This window comes from Bacillus vallismortis (assembly GCF_040784915.1).
Lineage (GTDB): Bacteria > Bacillota > Bacilli > Bacillales > Bacillaceae > Bacillus > Bacillus subtilis_G.
The window spans coordinates 2,715,636-2,735,786 of sequence record NZ_CP160797.1; the positions used below are offsets into that span (position 1 = coordinate 2,715,636).

Sequence of the window (20,151 nt, forward strand, 5' to 3'; positions counted from 1 at the left end):
CTTGAAGTCTAGGAAGGGCGAGCATCGGAGCAGACTTTCACAGGATGTGATGACGGCGGTGTTTAGGCAGGACGCCTAAGCATTTAACCGCCGTTCCTTTCATAACACGTGAGCACCGACGCGCAAGCCTGACAACGAATGCGAGGGTTTGTCGACACGCTGAAAGAACCGCGACTGGCGGTTCTTTTAGATTATATTCCTATTTTAAATAAACTGCTTCATTATTATTGGACAGTACCATAATCAAAATCAATATCTTTCTTGTCTAAATCCCCTTAAAATTTTTAGCATAGGTCATGGTTAAATGTACGTTTTTATCTATCCACCAAGTTCCATCATCAGCATTCGTATCCCAAGTAACATCTATATCTCTGCCAAAATTCTCAAAAAACACCAAATTCCCAACAGCTACTGTTTTTCCGTTGATCTTGTAATATATTAGAACAATTTTCTTATCAAATATACCTGTCCCGTGCTTTACGATTGTTAAACTATAAGGCTTATTAGGACAATGCTCTTCAAGTATAATTTCAGGATTTAAAAATAAAACATAACAAATGATTAGAATTGGCACAATCATTAACATTTTTAAAGATTTTTTATTGATATTTACCCCCTCCAACATAGTCCTCCCTTTTAACAATCCATTTCATTTGGGATACACCCCCATCATTTGAACGTACTTCCTATGAAATGAAAACCGGTAAGTATCGAAATGGAAAAAAGGGATCTTCTTATTAAAAACCTTGCAAGGTGTAAGTGAAAAAAATAAACAATACAATTATCGTTACGACAATAATTGTTTCTTTAATATAATGTTTATCATCTTCATGCTCGTGTGTCTTTTTTTTAAGCTCTTCTCTATATTTTCTTTGAACCTCTTTCATCTTTTCATTCATTTTCATGATTAAACTCCTTTGAAGTCCAGTTGGTTTACATGCCCCTGCAATTTTAATACTTTACAAATAATTACACCAGTAAAAAAAGGATTAGCAATGCTTTACACTCAATCGTGCAGCTTTTTAAGTACGGCAGTGGGCTCTCTTTTATTATATTCCATCACCTTTAGACGCATTTTCCTATGAAAAAAATCGTGGTTTTCCTATAATATTTAACGAATCCAATTTTTAGATTGTCATCTTTAAGGTTTTTTATTTTGAGGTATACAAAAACAATCATTTAAAGGATGAAAGCAGTGAAAAAGAATTCCAAGATGAAGCAAAAAAAGTGTTAAACGATCCTGAAACATTCCCTTGCAGTTATAGACGGTGAAGTAAATGAGGAAATTTTACAGGCTGCTTTGGAGATTATAACGGAGCAATTAAAGGAAAGACGGAAATCAGATAAATAAACGCCGTTAGTTTATTATTATTTATTTCTGTTTATTATGTTTAATTCTGTTAACTAATAAGATTTAGATTCTCATTTATATTTCAATCATATCCTCATTTATGTTATACATATTTTACATGACTAATATGTATAACTCCTTTAGTTCTTGTTCAATAATCGCGCCCGATTGTGGAAGATCGTTAATGAACGAAAGCCCCCGATAGTTGAATAAGAAAAAGCAAAGAACTTGCAATTTCTCAAATACATCCAGCAAATTTTCAATGTTGTTTTTCATACATACTAATAAACTTTACAAGACAAACTGAATTGACTATAGTCTAATTAGACCAAAATATTGATGTAAAGAAGTGAAAATTAGATGATAAAGTCTTTTTTAATGTTGGGGCAGTCGAATATGGCGGGCCGTGGATTTTTGAATGAAGTAGACCCTATCTATAATGAAAAAATAAAAATGCTGCGCAATGGACAGTGGCAGATGATGACAGAGCCGATTAATTACGACCGTCCGGTTTCCGGCGTTGGCCTGGCGGCATCTTTTGCAGATGCATGGTCGAAAGCTCATCCCGATGAAGAAATTGGCTTGATCCCTTGTGCGGAAGGTGGCAGTTCATTGAATGACTGGCATCCGGAAGGCATCCTTTTTCAGCATGCTTTGGCCGAAGCCCGCTTCGCTCTCCGGTCCAGTCAAATTTGTGGAATCCTTTGGCACCAGGGTGAGAGTGACAGTTATCGTTCGCTACATGAAACTTATTACGAGAAATTAACCCTTATCATCGAGACGCTAAGAAACGAGTTGAAACTTGATGAGGTACCGTTGATTATTGGAGGGCTTGGTGACTTTCTTGGGAAGACCGGTTTTGGACAGCACGCGACCGAATTTCGACAGGTTAACGAACAATTGCTGCGTTTTGCTAATGAACAACAGAATTGTTATTTTGTTACTGCAGCAGGTTTGACTGCGAATCCTGATGGCATTCATTTAGACGCAGCTTCACAACGCAAATTCGGTTACCGCTATTTCGAGGCTTTTTCGAAAAAGCACCATATCCTGAAACCCATTTCGGGAGAGGAGCAATCACTGAAAGTGAATGGTGACTATTCTAAAACAGAACAGATTTACCTCCATAGTATGGATTTGGCTTCGGGTAAAATCACGTACGCGGAATTTGAGGCGCGGATGGCGAAGGTGATGAAGCCATAATTCCCTTACTTATCCTTGGCTTGCTAATCCAAAACCCTGGAGCTCACGGCTATGAACTTCTGGCCTTAATGGAAAAACGTCATTACAAATACATTGTTAACTACACGAAAGGTTCATTTTATTACAATCTGCAGCAACTTGAAGAAAAGTGTTTTATTGAACAGATTCAGCAGAAATCCTCAACCAGTGGGCGTGAAATCCGTAACTTTAAAGTCACAGAATCGGGAAGGGCAGAATTCGAAAAATTAATGATCAAATACGGCACCAAATCGGAATATGTGAACCTGCAATTTTATGGGGCGTTACTCTTTGCCGATGAATTCGACAAAAATAAATTACTGGATCTGATCCAATCACAAATCGACCAGACTAAAACTCGAATCGAGCTCCTTGATGAATACCTGTCCATCACTCAAGAAATCCCCGGCACAATCAATTACTTTCGCCGTATGAACGAAAATTCCCGTTCACATCACTTGGTTAATTTAGAGTGGTTCGAAAAATTGAAAGCAGAAATAGAGTGAACTATTGCATAATAAAAAAATGTAATGTTAAATATATAAGAATATTAGTTACCTAAATATAAAACCTGTGTCGTAGATATCTAGTAACATCATTGATACAGGTTTTATACTCCTTCTTTAGTAAACCCGCTAATAGGGTTGTCAACACTTGCCCCCCAACAAGAGCAAGTGACACTGCCCCCCGTTTTACCGATGTTTAAGGCTGATTCCAAAACATCGTCGAAGCAGCTGGTATTACTCCTGCTCCAATAAGAATAATGGCATTCCCGATAAGACCAACAAACTTTGTCCTACCGCTCTTACTTACAAGTGCAACAATAAATCCAATTAACGGTAGAACAATCGAAAAGAATATCATAACTGGTCCTGAAAAAAGGTCCTCATTAAAAAACGAAATTCCAAAAACCATCAACGAGATCAAGAAAAATAAAATTGAAATCCCACCTAAGTTTTTCATCATCCCCATCCTTTCTTAAACATCAACTAACCATAAACATAATCTTGGGTGAAAGACAAATTAATAGCGGACGATTTAGTTGAGTAAATAACAATGATCATTCACTTGTCTACGATATAGAGGCGTATAAAGATGAATTCCCTCATGGAAGAATTCCAATTGCAAATAAGCTTGACTATGAGGGCAATTCAATAGGGAAAGTTCATTTTTGGGATCATGAATCTGCAAATGAACGGGACGCATTTTATTTTGGTTGCGTAATGCTTTACTGACTTTTTTGATAAATCTGGAAATAATCTTTCCTTTATGGACTAATGTTGATCGGCAGAGAAAGTTGAAATACTTTCCATCGGAAGATAAATTGAGGCTTAGAAATAAAAAGATCGCAAAGCTATCTTGAAGAAGCTTCACGGTCTTTGGGTCTTTTTTTGCTAAGGCGAAGTCAATGGATTTCCAGCGGAAACCGCTGCACATACATCCATTGATTTTTATTTTGATAGTGGTTTCCTCAACTCTTACGATCATTGTGTCTGAGATGATAAATGCATTTGGGTTTACCCAAGACATAGGGGTTTTATGAGCATGTATACCACACAACAATGAAGTTGAAGGAACTTGCACGTTTCAATCAGCATTGGGACCAAAGGGATGTTGATGTTCCTCTGCTCTACTATTTAGTATTCGATAGCTGGACTCTCCAATATGAAGCGGAATATCCAGCTTCTCTAAATTTGGCATTCCATTTTTTAAGAAAAGCTCTTTATCTTGATATCTCTGTAATACTTCTCCCACAACCCACTCTTGATCGCCCAAAGTGGATATACTGTGTACTTTACACTCATAAGCAAAATACGCATCTGTTAAAATCGGTATCTCAGCTTTTCGTCCTTCTTCGTATTGAATATGAAATGCTTCAAACTTATTTATATCTCTGCCGCTATGTGTGCCTAATGCTTGAATGAATTCCGAACATCTCCCTGGAAGAAAATTCACACCGAAAACACCGCTTTTTTCAATCATTTTGTAAGTATATGTCCCTTTGCCTATTGAGACCCCATACATGCCAGGAGAAGATCCAATATACGTGTGCCATCCAGAAGCCATTGCGTTTTTTTCACCTTCATATTGAGCCGTAACGACAGCTACCATTCCAGGGTAGGAGTACCAAGTTGGTTCGTCTATCGGCGCTCTCATATTCATCGCTCCTTTTGTTTTAGATTTATTTTTTATTAGAATTTGAAATACGATAAAACGTGTTTCAACGTCTTTTTGTTGATATCCTCCAATAATGGAAGTCACTGCAACACATTTTGTAAGTTATACGCATCCAATGGAAAATGTTCTGTAATCCCAAGTCCTGCAACATCATAGGCTTTGGCTACATCCTGGCATTTCTTCAAATGGATCATTCGTTTTAGGTGCAAGCCCGTTAAATAAATGGGCTCCAAGTACATACGGAGGGTTGTTTGCGCCTTGCCATTGCCGCATAAGTAAGCGAAGCGTCTTACCTCTTTTATTTTTCATCTTATACATCCTTCCTTTTACAAATTCATAAGAACGATGCATAAATCATAAACCCTATAGCAACGATAGGGTCAAGGGGTTCGTTATTTTTTCCGCACTCTAAATTCTGTGAGGAAGTCTTCTTCTCTTAATGAGTCGTAGCTGTTTGGAAGAGAAATTTGATATACTTTTTCATCCGTTTGGATGCCATGAGATTCAATAAAATGGTACAGTTTTTGATAGTATGAAAAATAATTTGTTACAGAGCAATCAAATGAGATACACACATATTCACCGGATGGGAAAGAATCGATCGTCATGTTTTGTCCTTCTATCTCTATCTTTACTCCATCATGAATGGTCGTATAAACACTGTTGCAATAAATATCACCGGAATCTTTATAAGGCTTTAAATCATAAATAAGTCCATAATAGTTATCAACCATATCTCCTCTCTCTTCAAGGACTTCAGCCAATTTTCGGTAATACAAATCTGATTGGTCATGAGGATTCACTTGAGGTGTCGCTGCTTTTAAAATGGTTTGGCCTTCTATATGTCGAACATAAACTAGACCTTCTTCTTTTTTAGTGCGTATCTCCACTTGTTCATGAAGCTGGTTCTTTCTTCTATGAAGCAATTGCCTGGCACGTTCGAGTCTTTCCATTTCACGTTCAATCACGCTTTCTTGCTCGTCAAGAAAGGTTTGCATCCGTTCAGGGGTACATGTATGTGAGATAATGCGCTTAATGTCTTCCAAAGGTGTTTTAATACATTTGAGATATTTTATGATATCTAAATAAAAGAACTGTTTAACATGGTAATATCGATAGCCATTATCCTGATCTGTATAATAAGGCTTGAAAATCCCGATCTTATCATAATAGCGCAATGTTTGAATTGAGATGTGATTGAGACGGGCTGTTTCCCCAATCGAAAAGTATTCCTTCATCAAACTCATCCTTTCTTCTTTGTTCGTTCTTAAAAATTTCATTATGCACGATGACAGTCAAAATCCTAACTGAACGATCTCCGAGAAAAAAACCGTTTTAAGACAATCTTCTTTTTCCTCCAGTTCGTTTTTAATCCTACGTCTAATCTTGTCTACAGATGATCTACCGTCAGATCTTCCTGAGTAAAACCATCCCTTTCTTTACCACTTTAATAATATAGTAAAAATGGTAACCCTTGATTTTAAAGATTTTTTAAGGCTTTGAAATAAAAAGGATCTCTAGAAACCCATTTTAGAACAAATAAAAAGAATCCATTTCGAAAAATGTTTGATCAAAATGGATGTCTTTTTTGTGAATTCGTATACATTTTTTATAAAAAAGGTTGATCATTAATGACTTAAAAGTAAACCTATATAAATACAGTGTCTCTTTGTCATTATTATTTCCGCAAAATCTTCTCCATCGATTTCCCCTTTGCTAGCTCATCGATTAATTTATCCAAATAGCGGATTTCCCGCATCGTTGATTCTTCGATATCTTCCACTCGGACGCCGCAGACTACACCTTTGATCAAAGCCCGTGAAGGATTCAGTTGGGGGGCTTTCGCAAAGAAGGTTTCAAAGTCTGTCTGTTTTTCCAGTTGCCCTTCTAACTCTTTCTGGCTATATCCTGTCAACCAACGAGTGATTTCATCGACTTCTGATTTTGTGCGTCCTTTTTTCTCAGCTTTCGAAATATAATAGGGATAAACTTTTGCGACACTCATTGTATAAATCTTATGTTTAGTCATGATAATCCTCCTTTGTGGCTTGTTTGGGGAATAGTTACAATTCAGCTATTAACATAATTGTATCAAATTTTATTTCGATGCCACATATGTTTTTGACTTCAAAGCTTGATACAAAATAAGCACCACCTTTCGCTATAGAAAGATGGTGTTTTTATATTCAAAATCCTCATCTCTAAGAGTAAGATTCATATTCAGATGAGCAAGGATTTGTTCACCGGATCATTTCCGTATAGTGGTAAAATTTTCACTAATTATGACTTTAGGAAAGATATGATGAATGCAGATCTATGAGTTAACACTTTATTAGTTTCAAAATAATCAATACCTATATTCTTACATTGACAAGAGTATGATGCCTCCTTAAAATGAAAATGATTATCAACATCACTTAGGAGGAAATACAGATGCATAGCGGGAAGATTCGTTCGAAAATTAAAATTACTTTCTTATCCATGCTCATCTTTTCTATTTTATTAGCAGGATGTACTAATGCAGGAAATTCAACAGAGATGAAAAAACATAACAATATGGTCACAATTGCTTGGCCTAGAGATATAGGCGAAATGAACCCGCATGTCTATAACCCTTCCCAATTGTTTGCCCAATCAATGGTATACGAGCCTTTGGTCACTTATGGAACTGGAGGGAAGCTTAAACCGCATTTAGCTGAGTCTTGGGATCTATCTAATGACGGTAAAGTGTATACATTTCATTTGCGTAAGGATGTCAAATTCTCGGATGGAACAACCTTTAACGCAAAAATCGCGAAAAAGAATTTCGACTCCATTTTAAAACATCCTGAGTTACATAGCTGGTTAGGATTTATAACAAAAATAGCTCAAACAAAAGTGATCGATGATCATACATTTCAATTGACAATGACTGAACCCTATTACCCAACCATTCAGGAGCTGGCAGTCGTACGGCCTGTTCGATTTTTAGGAGAGGCTGGATTCCCTCAGGATGGCGATACATCAAAAGGTGTCGCAAAACCGGTGGGAACGGGTCCATGGGTATTGGACGAATATAAAGCTGATGAATATGCGATTTTTAAACGCAACGAAAATTATTGGGGTGAAAAGCCTAAAGTCGAGAAAATCAAGGTGAAAGTCATCCCGGACGCAGAAACAAGAGTGCTCGCATTTGAAAAAGGTGAATTGGACTTAATTTACGGTGAAGGCGTCATCAGCTTGGATGCATACAAGCAGCTGCAATCGACAGGTCAGTATGAAACTAGTCTTTCTGAACCGGTAGCGACGAGACAGCTTGTCATGAATACGAAAAAAGAACAACTTTCTGATGAACGTGTGCGCCAAGCCCTGCACTACGGTTTTGATAAAGACGCCATGGTGGAAGGCATTACCTCCGGGTTAGAAGAAAAAGCAGATCATATTTTGCCGACAACTTTCCCATACACGTCTGATATTGATGTAAAGCCAGTAAAATATGATGCAGAAAAAGCGAAAGCGTTATTAGATGCGGCCGGCTGGAAACTTCCGAATGGCAAGACGGTGCGTGAGAAAGACGGAAAGCCTCTTGAATTTAGTTTAATGTATGATTCAGCGGAATCCATTCAAAAAGCAATGGCAGAAACACTGCAAGCAGAGTGGGCAGCGATTGGAGTGAAGTTGAATCTTGAAGGAGTAGAATTGGCGACTCAGGTTAAACGGTTCAAAGCGAATGAATTTGATATGAACTTCTTTAGCAACTATGGCGCGCCTTATGACCCGCATACCTTTGTAAACATTGTCGCGTCAAAAGGGTTTGGATTTAATGAAGCGATTTCTGCCTATCCAAACAAAGATAAGTTATTGAAGCAGATGGCAAAGGTTCCTCAAACAACTGATGAAAAAGAGCGTCAAAAGCTTTACTCATCTATTTTAACATCCCTTCAAGATCAGGGAGCCATCGTTCCGATCTCTTATATTAAAAAGACAGCGATCTACCAAAAGAATATGACAGACTTTACTTTCCCTGCCAATCGTGACGAACATCCATTTACAGGTATTCGCATGAAGCAGTAGGAGGCTTTTATGGGTATCTATATATTGAAACGAATCATGTCCATCATTCCAGTGTTTCTTTTAGCTGCGCTTCTGACAACTGGAATGATTCAACTCTCACCGGTTGACCCGGCTGAAGCGTATGTAGCCGCAGCGCATATCCAGCCAAACGATGACATTTTAGAACAAAAGAGACATGAGTTTGGCTTAGATCAACCATTCTTTATCCAATATGTAAACTCTATTTTGAAGATATGCCAATTCGATTTTGGCATATCTTATGTTTCGAATAAGCCGGTTTGGGACGAGGTTGCCCTCCGAATGCCAGCAACGATCGAACTTGCGCTTGGGAGTTTATTGATCGCGGTGCTTGTCAGTGTGCCTCTCGGCTTCTTTGCTGGAATCAAAAAAAATCGCGCAATTGATCATATCAGTCGCTTCATTTCCTTTTTCGGGGCATCCATTCCGACTTTTTGGTTAGGGTATATGTTGGTTTTTTTCTTTTCTGTTCAATTAGATCTTTTTCCAGTAGAAGGAATTGGGACATGGCAGCACCTCGTACTGCCGTCAATGACGCTGGCGCTTCCTTTAATTGCAATGTATACAAGGCTTTTGCGCGCCAGTGTGATAGAAAACCTGCAAGAACCGTATGTCCAATACGCAAAAATCAGAGGACTGAAGAATAAAAGCATTATGGCTAAGCATGTATTGAAAATGGCCATTTCTCCGATGATTACAGGCCTAGGAATGAATCTTGGCAAACTTCTCACCGGAACCATTATTGTTGAAGTGGTTTTTTCTCGGCCTGGCTTTGGCCGTTATTTTATCGAGGCCATTTTCAATCGTGACATCCCTGTCATTCAATGCTATGTGTTCATAGCCGCCGCCTTTTTTATATTGAGCAGCTTAATCGTTGATCTCATTCAAATGTATATTGATCCGCGCATTTCCAGGAAAGAAGGGCAGTATCGATGATTACAAGCATACGCAGGATATACAAAAGTCAAAAAGTGATAACGGCATGCATCACCATACTATCCATTCTGTTTCTCATCGCTGTATTTGCCCCTTGGATTGCGCCGAATAATCCTGTTGCTGTTCATTTGGCATATAAGCTGCACCCTCCATCCTTGGAGTTCCCTTTAGGAACTGACCATTTAGGAAGATGCAACTTATCCCGCCTTTTGTACGGAACACGGATTTCTTTGGGATTTGCAATGCTCATTTTTATTTCCTCACTCGTGATCGGTCTCATTGTCGGTACGATTTCAGGATATAAAGGCGGATGGGTTGATCAGCTGTTAATGAGATTTTGTGATGGTGTGATGGCCTTTCCAAACTTAATTTTAGTTCTTGGTCTAGTGGGCATATTCGGCCCTGGACTTCCTCAAGTCATTCTTGCTCTCATGCTGGTGCAATGGGTCTATTATGCGAGAATCTTTAGAGGAATGGTGCTTAGCCTGAAAGAGGAAAACTTTATTAAAGCCGCAAAAATCAATGGATCATCACAATGGAAGATTCTGAAAAAACATATCATACCTAATGTGCTCCCTCCCCTCGTTGTCATGGGTACATTGGAAATGGGCTGGGCCATTATGGACATATCCGCTATGTCGTTTCTTGGATTAGGCGTCCAGCCCCCAGCTGCGGAATGGGGAGCGATGATTCATGAAGGTAAATCGTATATTCGGACGAACCCTGAGTTGATGATTTATCCAGGGCTGATGATCATGATTGTGGTTGTAACGTTCAATTTATTGGGCGAGAGTTTATCAGAAAAATACGGAGTTAAACGTCGATGATAAAAAGGAATGACGAAGTTGGGAACAGAACAATCACCGGTGCTCAAAGTGAGAGATTTGCATGTACAGGCCAAAACGCAAAAAGGAGTTTCAACCCTAGTGCAAGACGTCAATTTCGAACTGAAGCGAGGTCAAATCCTTGGTCTGATTGGTGAGAGCGGATGCGGAAAAACAGTAACGGGCATGTCCATTCTTCAGATGCTTCATCAGAAAACAACCAAGGTGGAAGGAAGCATTTCCTTACAAGGCCGAGAATTAAACGGATTGGCAGATCAAGAAATGCGCAAGATCCGCGGCAAAGATATGGCCTATATTATGCAAAATCCGATGAACGCTTTTACACCCGTTTTTACGATTGGCCATCAAATGATCGAAACGATTCGCTCTCATACGTCTTTTAACAAAAAGCAGGCGAAGGAGCTTGCAATCGAAGCATTGCATAATGTGAGCTTATCCAATCCTGTTAAACTTTTAAAATCTTACCCTTTTCAATTAAGCGGCGGAATGCTTCAACGGGTGATGATTGCAACCGCTGTTTGCTTACATCCGGCCATTCTGATTGCGGATGAACCCACAACTGCACTAGACGTCAATAATCAGAAGACCGTGCTGAAACATTTAGATGACCTGCGCTCTACATGTGGAACGGCGATTTTGCTCATCTCTCATGATCTGGGCGTCATTGCTGAAATGGCGGATGAAGTTGCTGTGATGCAGAAAGGAAAAATCGCAGAAAAAGCAGATGTGTTTCAGCTGTTTGATGCACCAAATCATGAATATACAAAGAAGCTATTGGATGCACGTTTGACATTGCCAATAGATAAACGTTCCATTGGATCATGTTGACAGAATTTGATACGGGGTGATGAAGTGAGTTTATTACAAGTGAGAGGAGTTAGTCATTGTTATGGGGCTCGGACATTGTTTAAATGGCAAACCCCATCTAAACAAGTCCTTTCCGATGTCAGCTTTTCGATTGAGCAGGGTACATGCTTAGGCATGATTGGGCCAAGCGGAGCCGGTAAGAGTACATTGGGAAAAGTATTGCTTGGGTTAGAACGGCCGCAATCAGGTCAAATCCTTTTCCAAGGCCATGATATGTATAGCGCAAATAAATCGATCCGGCGAAAAATCCGTCGTGACCTTCAAGCTGTCTTTCAAGATTCATACTCGTCCGTCAACCCGCGAATGACAGCGGAACGGATTATCGCAGAACCATTAGAAAACTATGAAACACTTACAATAGCGGAACAAAGGCGAACCATCATCGAGCTGTTGGAAAGAGTAGGCTTAAGTGAACAGGATTTAACAAAATACCCGCACCAATTCAGCGGCGGTCAATTGCAGCGGATCAATATCGCTAGAGCAATCTCGCTCAAACCGAAGCTGATCGTATTAGACGAATCAGTCAGCAGTCTGGACATGGTAACCCAAATGCTTATACTCGATTTGTTAAAAGAGCTCAAAGATGAGTTTGGGTTATCGTATTTTTTTATTACGCATGATTTGAAAGCCGCTTATCAATTGAGTGACACACTAGGTGTACTGGATAACGGAAAATTAGTTGAACTTTACGAGTCCAAACATCAGTTCTTTGCGTCAGACCATCCAGCAGTAAAAGAGATGAAAAGCTCCATACTTGCAGAACACCCGCGCTTTCGTTCGATAGGAACAAAAACGGTTCAGTGATAAACTTGCTTAAGCCCTTTCATTACGTCAACTAGCAATGCCTCTTTCCGATGACAAAGGCAATGAAATCGTTCTTCGGTCAGCCTGATCACCGGCGCAATCAATCAGCACGAACACTGATAAACACAAAAAAGCTGGCGCCAAACGAGCACCAGCTTGATACTCTTTATGGTATAACCCCCCAGGCATCAGCACACCACGCAAACTTAATTTCCCTTGACTTTTAATTGGATACTGTTGGACTGATAGACGAGCTTCACTTTGTACTTGCTTGGCAAGCCCGTGGTTTCGATTGAAGAAAAGGATCCATTACGCTTATGACAGGTGATGATCGCGGGTCCGTCCTCCGGTATATAATTGTCCGAAAAATGGAGACGTAATGTCCCTTTTAATTTTTCTTTGCCCTTGATTTTGAGCAGATTATGCTTACCGCTGAGATTGAGTTCAAGTATACCCTTGGCTGATTGTTTGTAGTCTCCGCCGATGATCAGTTTTCCTGAGACACCTTCCTTCAGGATGCCTCTGTTGTTTGAAACATCACCTCTCCCAAAAGCTGTCTCGGAGCCGCCCTCAAGCGTACCCTGATTAATCCGCGTGCCGCCAGAGTATGTATTGTTCCCCTCCAGCTTTAACGTGCCTGTCCCCTTTTTGGTCAGCTTTTCGATGCCGGAGATATCGTTGCGCCAGCGATCGAGTGCATAGAAGCCGCCTTTGGAAGAATCCATAAAAGCGCCATAGCCATCAGCGCGGAAAAGAGATCAAGCCTTCCCCACCCTTCTGCATCATCAAGAACAGGATAGCCGGAAGAGGCGAAAAAGCTGCTGACTCCTCGTCAGCAGCTTTTTCAGAGACATCTGAGTAATCACTCTCTACAAAGGTAGACGTTATCCCTTTCTATCTATTTTCACAGTAAAAAAAAGAAATAATACACTTCATGAGCATGTTACTCCCCAATTAATGCGCCATCATCTCATGGGCAATATCATGTCCGTCCATTTCTGACGGATAGTAGGTAGGCCAGTTTTTGACTTCATCAAGTAAAGCTTCACGGTCAGCACCCCAATACAGATGGTAATGACTAGCTTTAGTCGGATAGATACTATGATCACTAAACTGAATATACTGAGGAAGGCCTTCAGCTTTTTTATCCAGTTTGAAAATGTATCTTACCCCTCTATTGCCCGCATCATATGTTAAAATTTCATACCCGTCATAAGTATACTTACCAGAATATTCTTTTCCGTTTTTGAAGAACTTTACAGTATCTTGCTGGATTAAGATACGGTCAACATCTGTTTTATACCCTTTTTTATAATACTCTTTATATTCTTCAGCTGTCTTGTCACCTTCATGTTCTGATTTATGTGAAAATACTTCATCAAGAGTGCCATCTTGCAGGTACGGATATACTGATTGCCAGTCTCCTTCCCAATCAGAAAGTGACCGATCCTTTACTTGGCTGTTTTTAAAATAGCCTTCATAAATTTTTTCTGTCTCTTTATCATGTGCATGTGCATGACTATGATCGTGTTCATGATCATGATCATGAGATTCAGATGTTTGCTCTTGGGTTTTAGAAGAGTTTTCTGAAACTGATGAACTTGTTTTATGAGACTCACCTTTTGATGAATCTGAAGCCTGACATCCTGCCAATACTAGTAATGAACCAATCGTTAATATACCTAACCTCTTACCAAATAAAATTCCCATTACAACACTCCTTCTCATTAAAACGAAATAATTACGATTTGTATTATACAACGATCTTGTTAAAATATCAAAGGGAAAATGACTGAATCATGACTGAGTGCACTTTCCAGCCCCTCTCTCCTTATAAACACCGTGCGTCTGACTTGCCTACATCCGATCAATAAATTAAGTCCTTTAAAAGTGGAATCATTCCTAAGTTTTCGTTTCAAAGATACCCTATCCTTATAGAAAACCCCCTTTTAATCAGTTGTTTGTAATCATTTCATTAACTTGCAGCAGGAGCCGTTAGGCCGACGTCACCACGTACAGACTGTTTATCATTCAATTTATATTGAATATGCAATTTTTCGCGGCGCAATGTTCTTTCTGTATGCTTCAAATTCATTTAGGGAAAAGTAACGTTGATTAAAGGAGGTTAAATCAATATGGATCATCAAACATTAGCTGCTCACGAGGCTGTAGATTTACATGAAATCGTGAACTTTAAAACACTTTGTATAGCGAAATCGAAATTAATGCAGGGACTTGTGTTTGACCAAGACCTGAAGGACTTGATGCAAAACGATGTGCAGCAAGCCATTCAAGATCTTACTGATTTACAAGCGGTTTATGAGCGTGCGCCATTTCAGGCCCCCGTCCCTCAAAGCCGCCCAACGCCAATCATCAATTGAAAGGAAGGTAAGCAAATTTGAACCATGATCATTTAGACCCTATTAATTCGCTAAATGTGCCTGAACTTGCAGACACTACATTTGCATTGGATTTTCTTATACGAGCAAAAGAAGGCGTGAGAAATACAGCTGTAGCATTGACTGAAACCGCATCATCAGATGTAAGAGCCTTGTTGCGGAAACAGCTGATGCAAGGAATCGCGATGCACCAAGAGATTACAGAACTGATGATAAGCAAAAAATGGTTCCACCCGTATGAGCTGAGCGAACAATATAAACTGGATCGGCTCTCTGCAAAAAACACGATCATGGTCGGCAACATGAATCTCTTTCCTGTTGAAACAAATCGAAAAGGGATGTTTGACCGGACACCTGATGAACACTAACACTGGAGGTTTTACAGCATGAAGGCCGTAACGTATCAAGGCATTAAAAATGTTGTTGTCAAAGATGTGCCAGATCCAAAGATTGAAAAATCCGATGACATGATTATAAAAGTTACCAGTACAGCCATTTGCGGATCGGATTTGCATTTAATCCATGGATTGATTCCTAACCTGCAAGAAGACTATGTCATCGGCCATGAACCGATGGGAATCGTTGAAGAAGTTGGGCCGGGAGTGACAAAGGTGCAAAAAGGCGATCGCGTCATTATCCCTTTTACGATCGCCTGCGGTGAATGCTTTTTTTGTAAACACCAGCTGGAAAGTCAGTGTGATCAATCTAATGACAACGGAGAAATGGGCGCCTATTTCGGCTATTCAGGGGATACTGGCGGTTATCCAGGCGGGCAGGCAGAATATTTAAGAGTGCCATTTGCGAATTTTACCCATTTTAAAATTCCTGAAACCTGTGAGGAGCCCGATGAGAAGTTAAGCGTGATATCCGATGCCATGACCACCGGTTTCTGGAGTGTAGACAATGCCGGTGTAAAAGACGGCGATACAGTTATTGTTCTCGGCTGCGGGCCAGTCGGCCTTTTTGCTCAAAAGTTTTGTTGGTTAAAGGGCGCAAAGCGTGTCATAGCGGTTGACTATGTAAACTACCGCTTACAGCATGCCAAACGAACAAATCAAGTAGAAATCGTTAATTTTGAAGACCATGAAAATACAGGGAGTTACTTGAAAGAAATCACCAAAGGCGGAGCGGATGTTGTGATTGACGCTGTTGGGATGGATGGGAAAATGAGCGACCTCGAGTTCCTTGCCAGCGGATTAAAACTTCATGGCGGAACGATGAGTGCATTGGTCATTGCTTCCCAAGCCGTTCGCAAAGGCGGAACCATCCAAATTACAGGTGTGTATGGAGGAAGATATAACGGTTTTCCGTTAGGTGATATCATGCAGCGAAACATCAATATACGCTCTGGACAAGCTCCGGTGATCCACTATATGCCATACATGTTTGAATTAGTGTCAACGGGCAAAATTGATCCGGGAGATGTTGTAAGCCATGTTCTGCCGCTTAGTGAAGCTAAGCATGGTTATGACATTTTTGATACAAAAATGGATGACTGTATAAAAGTAGTGTTAAAGCCTTAAAAAACGGAGGTTACAGAAATGGAATACGCCTTACATGAAGTGCTTGAGGTCCAAGAAATGACTGCATTTAAGACCCTTTGTTTGACGAAATCCAAAACAATGAAGGCGCTGGTGTCTGATCCGAAGCTTAAAGAAATCATGCAGCAAGACGTTGACATTACGACACGACAGTTACAGGAATTTGCTTCTATTTTAACTAATGCAAAGCATGAATGAGGAGATGAATGAATCATGAATCCTATCATTGAATATCTCACCGGCATGAACGTCTTAACAGACCAAATCATTGCCATGGACTTATTGATTGCAGCAAAAAACGGAGTCAGAAATTATGCGATGGCCGCAACTGAAGCTGGGACGCCTGAAGTGAAAGAGATCCTTACCAGGCATTTGGAAGAAGCTCTCGATATGCACGAACAAATCTCAAGCTATATGATGGAAAAGGGCTGGTACCATCCTTGGAACACAGACGAACAAGTCAAGCTGAATTTAAAAAATATCGAAACTGCGATTCAGTTGCCAACCCTTTAACATACATTAGCTGAGGAGCAGTATGGATTGGCAAAACGGTTCCTCAGCTAATGTTTTTAAAAGTTGAATCATCTTTAAACTTTCGACATTTCATTTTATGTTTATCAATATATTAACTCTTCGTGAACCCGCTTCTTCCCAGCCGGTCTTCTATCGTCTGCAAAGCCTGTTCTTCATCAATCCCTTCAGCTCTGATTTGAATGTGGGTACCAGATGTAATGCCTAATGACATCACATCAATAAGGGACTTGGGCGGATTTTTGAGATCAACGGATTTCTCCTCATATAAAAGAAATATATGAGAGCGAAATTTGCAGGCTGCACGAACCAACAAAGTTGCTGCACGGGCAAAACCTGTACTTGCAATAATCGTATACTGTTTTTCAATCATGCTTCCCTGCTCCTTCTTCCCATATTAACGGTATTTATATGTTATTTTCATTTCGATGAGGAGTCAGGAGCCCTCCTTTTCATATTACCTGAGGGTACTTGTTGTCACACCGATGATGTTTGCAAATTCTCCAATCGAATAAGTAATCGAATCCACCTCTTTTTATTCACCATTTCTTGACGGGGAAATAAGCTCGAAACAACCTGTCCCCCCTCGGAGGCAAAGAATGCTACCTTGTCACTTATCTTCCGTTTTAGGCCTGTTTTTAAGCTTAGCCTCATTTTCACGTAATTTCCCATCATAATCTTCAATTTTTGTATCTAATCTTTTGATTGTTTCATCAATTTCTTTCCGCTTCTCTATGAGCCGCTGTCTTTCATCAGCCAGGATATTTTTGCGGGCTTCTACCGTACGATCTCCTTCAGTAAATAACGATGTATATTCTATTAACGCTTCAATCGATAGACCCGCATTTCGCATGCATTTAATGAATTCAATCCATTTGATATCTTCTTCATCATAATCGCGAATGCCGCTTTCTTTTCGTTTTACCGGCGGGATTAATCCGACACGTTCGTAGTATCTGAGTGTCGCCGCTGTGAGGCCGAACTGCTTTGCCACCTGCGCAATATTCATACTTTTCACCTCTCTGTCCTGCATGTTTTGAAGGTAACACTTAAAGTTAACTTTAAGTCAAGCGGAAACAAGTTTTAACAGCTGAATCTTTTTTCAAAAATTCAAGACTTGCCTTAAAGCACACTTTAAGCTCTATACTTCTCCATGCAATAAAAACAGTTTAGATGGAGGGATTGCTAAATGGCAAAAAAACAAACTGCTGGACGAGATATACGAGGAAAATCCGCGCAAAAGTTTGCTCAACTTAACGATGATGTTCTGTTCGGTGACATTTTGGCAAGAGAGGAAGAACTGTCTCCGCGGGATCGCAGCATGATTACAGTCTCAGTTAATTGCACTGGAGATGTCATAAATATCCCGCCCCATGTAAAACATTGGCACGGTGCGACAAAAGACAGTTGGTTTGCGCACTTAGCCATTACACCGGGGGAAACGGTTTGGTTAGAGCCTGTTCATGATGACCTGTACCATACCTTATAAAATGTTCTCGTTTTGAGTTCAGCCAAGCTTGTTATTTATCAAATTTAATTAGAGATGAAGTTTTTTTCAAAAAAACCCTTGCCTTAAAGCGGACTTTAAGGTTTATCGTTATGTTGAAGACACGATAAAACATAAATAAGTGCATGTTTTTACGAACAACCACTTATGATGAAGAAAGGGTAGGTTCATATGTGTAATCAACATCAAACTCGTGTATTAAGCGTATCACATGCAAAAGCCAAATTTGAGCAAACGACGATTGAGCGAAGAGAATTACAGCCGCATGATGTCTTAATCGATATAAAATTCAGCGGCATTTGCCATTCAGACATCCATAGCGCATTTGATGAATGGGGGGGAGGCATATTCCCAATGGTGCCCGGACATGAAATTGCCGGTGTCGTAACAGCTGTTGGATCAGAAGTGACTAAGTTTGCTGTCGGGGACCGCGTTGGTGTCGGCTGTTTTGTTGACTCCTGCGGAGAATGCGAATACTGTCTCAGCGGTGAGGAACAGTTCTGCACAAAGGGCGTTGTTCAAACTTATAACTCACTAGACTACGATGGAAATCCGACGTATGGCGGGTACAGCCAAAAAATTGTTGTCACCGACAGATTTGTTGTCCGAATTCCAGACAGTTTGGAAATGGATGTTGCCAGTCCGCTATTGTGTGCAGGTATCACAACGTATTCCCCGCTGAAACACTGGAATGTTGGGCCTGGTAAAAAGGTTGCCATTGTAGGAGTTGGAGGTCTTGGACATTTGGCAATTCAATTTGCACATGCGATGGGTGCAGAGGTAACCGTCCTGAGCCGCTCTTTGAATAAAAAAGAGGAAGCTCTGGAACTTGGGGCAGATCATTACTTTGCTACAAGTGACCCAGCGACATTCACTGCATTGTCCGGGCGTTTTGACGTGATCTTAAATACAGTATCCGCGAATCTTGATGTAGACGCCTATTTATCAATGCTTCGTATTGACGGAACACTTGTAAATGTCGGAGCGCCCGCTGAGCAGGACACATACAGTGTGTTTTCCTTAATCATGGGACGCCGCAGCCTCGCAGGTTCTCTTGTCGGCGGTATTGCCGAAACTCAAGAGATGCTTGATTTCGCTGCTGAACATGGCATCGCACCTAAAATCGAAGTAATCCGCGCTGACCAAGTGGACGAAGCATACGAACGTATCCTCCAAAGTGATGTCCGTTATCGATTTGTGATTGATATTTCCACATTATAATTCTAAAAAATGGGTTAGTCCTTAAATGGGCTGACCCGCTTTTATTTAAAAGAAATTCACGAAAAACGATCTTCTTAAGCAAATGTTTTGAAGGCCGGTCAATCTTCCTGTTATTCTATGGGCATAAAGAGGGTATAGGAGGTTTTTTATATGAGCAAAAAAATTGCAGTTCTCGTTACAGACCAATTCGAAGATATCGAATATACAAGTCCGGTAAAAGCATACGAGGAAGCTGGCTATAGTGTCACAGCTATCGATTTGGAAGCTGGCAAAGAAGTTACCGGTAAGCATGGAGAGAAAGTAAAGATCGATAAAGCAATCTCAGAAGTGAATGCAAGTGAATTTGATGCACTTTTAATTCCTGGGGGATTCTCTCCGGATTTGCTCCGTGCAGATGATCGCCCTGGTGAATTCGTGAAAGCATTCGTCGAAAATGAAAAACCGGTTTTCGCTATTTGCCACGGCCCGCAAGTACTAATTGATACGGATCTCCTGAAAGGCAAAGATATCACAGGCTACCGCAGCATCCGCAAAGATTTAATCAATGCCGGCGCAAATTACAAAGATGCAGAAGTCATCGTCAGCCACAACATTGTCACAAGCAGAACACCTGATGATTTGGAAGCATTTAACCGCGAATCATTGAAGTTGTTGAAATAATGAGAAGGCACAGACTGTT

The 20,151-nt window shown here is 40.2% G+C and carries 23 protein-coding genes and 3 pseudogenes; 16 read left to right on the plus strand and 10 right to left on the minus strand.

Annotated elements, in window-relative coordinates; genetic code table 11:
* Positions 1–265: 265 nt before the first annotated feature.
* Both ABZM97_RS13350 and ABZM97_RS13355 read right to left on the minus strand, forming a co-directional pair.
* Positions 266–625: a hypothetical protein gene (locus tag ABZM97_RS13350; RefSeq protein WP_333516580.1), complete on the minus strand. Its 360-nt coding sequence runs from the start codon at positions 623–625 to the stop codon at positions 266–268.
* A 112-nt stretch (positions 626–737) separates the two neighbouring features.
* Positions 738–905, minus strand: a complete 168-nt coding sequence (locus tag ABZM97_RS13355) for a hypothetical protein (RefSeq protein WP_289347752.1) — start codon at positions 903–905, stop codon at positions 738–740.
* 274 nt (positions 906–1,179) lie between these two features.
* On the opposite strand from ABZM97_RS13355, the pseudogene ABZM97_RS13360 reads away from it, so the two are divergent.
* The 3 genes and pseudogenes from ABZM97_RS13360 to ABZM97_RS13370 all read left to right on the plus strand — a co-directional run.
* Positions 1,180–1,351 (plus strand): annotated as a pseudogene (locus tag ABZM97_RS13360) (transcriptional regulator); the annotation flags it as partial.
* 360 nt (positions 1,352–1,711) lie between these two features.
* Entirely contained in the window at positions 1,712–2,554 is an 843-nt protein-coding gene (locus ABZM97_RS13365) for a sialate O-acetylesterase (protein WP_333516581.1), read from the plus strand.
* Positions 2,551–3,078: a PadR family transcriptional regulator gene (locus tag ABZM97_RS13370; protein ID WP_202327716.1), complete on the plus strand. Its 528-nt coding sequence runs from the start codon at positions 2,551–2,553 to the stop codon at positions 3,076–3,078. Before ABZM97_RS13365 ends, ABZM97_RS13370 begins: the two co-directional genes overlap by 4 nt.
* 196 nt (positions 3,079–3,274) lie before the next feature.
* Here ABZM97_RS13370 and ABZM97_RS13375 read toward each other — a convergent pair whose 3' ends face one another.
* The 4 genes from ABZM97_RS13375 to ABZM97_RS13390 all read right to left on the minus strand — a co-directional run bounded on the left by ABZM97_RS13375 (position 3,275) and on the right by ABZM97_RS13390 (position 6,779).
* Positions 3,275–3,538, minus strand: a complete 264-nt coding sequence (locus ABZM97_RS13375) for a hypothetical protein (protein WP_253268440.1) — start codon at positions 3,536–3,538, stop codon at positions 3,275–3,277.
* A 621-nt stretch (positions 3,539–4,159) separates the two neighbouring features.
* Positions 4,160–4,729, minus strand: coding sequence for a flavin reductase family protein (locus ABZM97_RS13380; RefSeq protein ID WP_087993829.1), 570 nt, complete (start codon positions 4,727–4,729; stop codon positions 4,160–4,162).
* A gap of 413 nt (positions 4,730–5,142) precedes the next feature.
* Complete coding sequence (locus tag ABZM97_RS13385) at positions 5,143–5,988, minus strand: MerR family transcriptional regulator (protein WP_202327117.1); 846 nt, start codon at positions 5,986–5,988, stop codon at positions 5,143–5,145.
* Positions 5,989–6,428: 440 nt separating this feature from the next.
* Positions 6,429–6,779 carry a DUF2200 domain-containing protein gene (locus tag ABZM97_RS13390; RefSeq protein WP_087993827.1) on the minus strand — a complete coding sequence of 117 codons (351 nt, stop codon included), beginning with the start codon at positions 6,777–6,779 and terminating at the stop codon, positions 6,429–6,431.
* 404 nt (positions 6,780–7,183) lie between these two features.
* Here ABZM97_RS13390 and nikA point away from each other — a divergent pair, with 404 nt between their 5' ends.
* From nikA to nikE, 5 genes are read left to right on the plus strand one after another with little or no spacing between them, the layout of a single operon-like run.
* Positions 7,184–8,803 carry a nickel ABC transporter substrate-binding protein gene (gene nikA, locus ABZM97_RS13395; protein ID WP_253268441.1) on the plus strand — a complete coding sequence of 540 codons (1,620 nt, stop codon included), beginning with the start codon at positions 7,184–7,186 and terminating at the stop codon, positions 8,801–8,803.
* A gap of 9 nt (positions 8,804–8,812) precedes the next feature.
* The gene (nikB, locus tag ABZM97_RS13400; RefSeq protein WP_253268442.1) at positions 8,813–9,757 is read left to right on the plus strand and encodes a nickel ABC transporter permease subunit NikB; all 945 of its coding nucleotides are present in this window, start codon (positions 8,813–8,815) and stop codon (positions 9,755–9,757) included.
* Positions 9,754–10,584 (plus strand): nickel ABC transporter permease subunit NikC, encoded by an 831-nt coding sequence (gene nikC / locus ABZM97_RS13405; RefSeq protein ID WP_087993824.1) that lies wholly within the window; start codon positions 9,754–9,756, stop codon positions 10,582–10,584. The genes nikB and nikC overlap by 4 nt, the downstream gene beginning before the upstream one ends.
* Before the next feature lie 18 nt (positions 10,585–10,602).
* Positions 10,603–11,430: a nickel import ATP-binding protein NikD gene (nikD, locus tag ABZM97_RS13410; protein WP_087993823.1), complete on the plus strand. Its 828-nt coding sequence runs from the start codon at positions 10,603–10,605 to the stop codon at positions 11,428–11,430.
* 24 nt (positions 11,431–11,454) lie between these two features.
* Entirely contained in the window at positions 11,455–12,273 is an 819-nt protein-coding gene (gene nikE / locus ABZM97_RS13415) for a nickel import ATP-binding protein NikE (protein ID WP_253268443.1), read from the plus strand.
* Between the two features lie 206 nt (positions 12,274–12,479).
* On the opposite strand, the pseudogene ABZM97_RS13420 reads toward nikE, so the two are convergent.
* Together ABZM97_RS13420 and ABZM97_RS13425 are read right to left on the minus strand one after the other, a co-directional pair.
* Positions 12,480–13,078: pseudogene (locus ABZM97_RS13420) on the minus strand (autotransporter-associated beta strand repeat-containing protein); the annotation flags it as partial.
* 149 nt (positions 13,079–13,227) lie between these two features.
* Entirely contained in the window at positions 13,228–13,983 is a 756-nt protein-coding gene (locus ABZM97_RS13425; protein ID WP_202327112.1) for a metal-binding protein ZinT, read from the minus strand.
* Between the two features lie 425 nt (positions 13,984–14,408).
* On the opposite strand from ABZM97_RS13425, the gene ABZM97_RS13430 reads away from it, so the two are divergent.
* From ABZM97_RS13430 to ABZM97_RS13450, 5 genes are read left to right on the plus strand one after another with little or no spacing between them, the layout of a single operon-like run.
* Positions 14,409–14,654 (plus strand): spore gernimation protein GerQ, encoded by a 246-nt coding sequence (locus ABZM97_RS13430; RefSeq protein ID WP_087993820.1) that lies wholly within the window; start codon positions 14,409–14,411, stop codon positions 14,652–14,654.
* A 17-nt stretch (positions 14,655–14,671) separates the two neighbouring features.
* Positions 14,672–15,040: a spore coat protein gene (locus ABZM97_RS13435; RefSeq protein WP_087993819.1), complete on the plus strand. Its 369-nt coding sequence runs from the start codon at positions 14,672–14,674 to the stop codon at positions 15,038–15,040.
* An 18-nt stretch (positions 15,041–15,058) separates the two neighbouring features.
* A complete protein-coding gene (locus ABZM97_RS13440) occupies positions 15,059–16,195 on the plus strand; it encodes a zinc-dependent alcohol dehydrogenase (protein WP_087993818.1) in 1,137 nt (378 codons plus the stop codon).
* 18 nt (positions 16,196–16,213) lie between these two features.
* Entirely contained in the window at positions 16,214–16,411 is a 198-nt protein-coding gene (locus ABZM97_RS13445; protein WP_087993817.1) for a hypothetical protein, read from the plus strand.
* Between the two features lie 15 nt (positions 16,412–16,426).
* A complete protein-coding gene (locus ABZM97_RS13450; RefSeq protein WP_202327110.1) occupies positions 16,427–16,726 on the plus strand; it encodes a spore coat protein in 300 nt (99 codons plus the stop codon).
* Positions 16,727–16,838: 112 nt separating this feature from the next.
* Here ABZM97_RS13450 and ABZM97_RS13455 read toward each other — a convergent pair whose 3' ends face one another.
* Together ABZM97_RS13455 and adhR are read right to left on the minus strand one after the other, a co-directional pair.
* On the minus strand, positions 16,839–17,117 hold the full coding sequence (locus tag ABZM97_RS13455) for an HPr family phosphocarrier protein (protein ID WP_087993816.1): 279 nt from the start codon (positions 17,115–17,117) through the stop codon (positions 16,839–16,841).
* 237 nt (positions 17,118–17,354) lie between these two features.
* Complete coding sequence (adhR, locus tag ABZM97_RS13460; RefSeq protein ID WP_087993815.1) at positions 17,355–17,753, minus strand: aldehyde stress transcriptional regulator AdhR; 399 nt, start codon at positions 17,751–17,753, stop codon at positions 17,355–17,357.
* A gap of 180 nt (positions 17,754–17,933) precedes the next feature.
* On the opposite strand from adhR, the pseudogene ABZM97_RS13465 reads away from it, so the two are divergent.
* The 3 genes and pseudogenes from ABZM97_RS13465 to yraA all read left to right on the plus strand — a co-directional run.
* Positions 17,934–18,080 (plus strand): annotated as a pseudogene (locus ABZM97_RS13465) (gamma-carboxymuconolactone decarboxylase); the annotation flags it as partial.
* 342 nt (positions 18,081–18,422) lie between these two features.
* Positions 18,423–19,472 (plus strand): formaldehyde dehydrogenase AdhA, encoded by a 1,050-nt coding sequence (adhA, locus tag ABZM97_RS13470; RefSeq protein WP_367386877.1) that lies wholly within the window; start codon positions 18,423–18,425, stop codon positions 19,470–19,472.
* A gap of 150 nt (positions 19,473–19,622) precedes the next feature.
* The gene (yraA, locus tag ABZM97_RS13475; protein WP_087993812.1) at positions 19,623–20,132 is read left to right on the plus strand and encodes a cysteine protease YraA; all 510 of its coding nucleotides are present in this window, start codon (positions 19,623–19,625) and stop codon (positions 20,130–20,132) included.
* Positions 20,133–20,151: the final 19 nt, after the last annotated feature.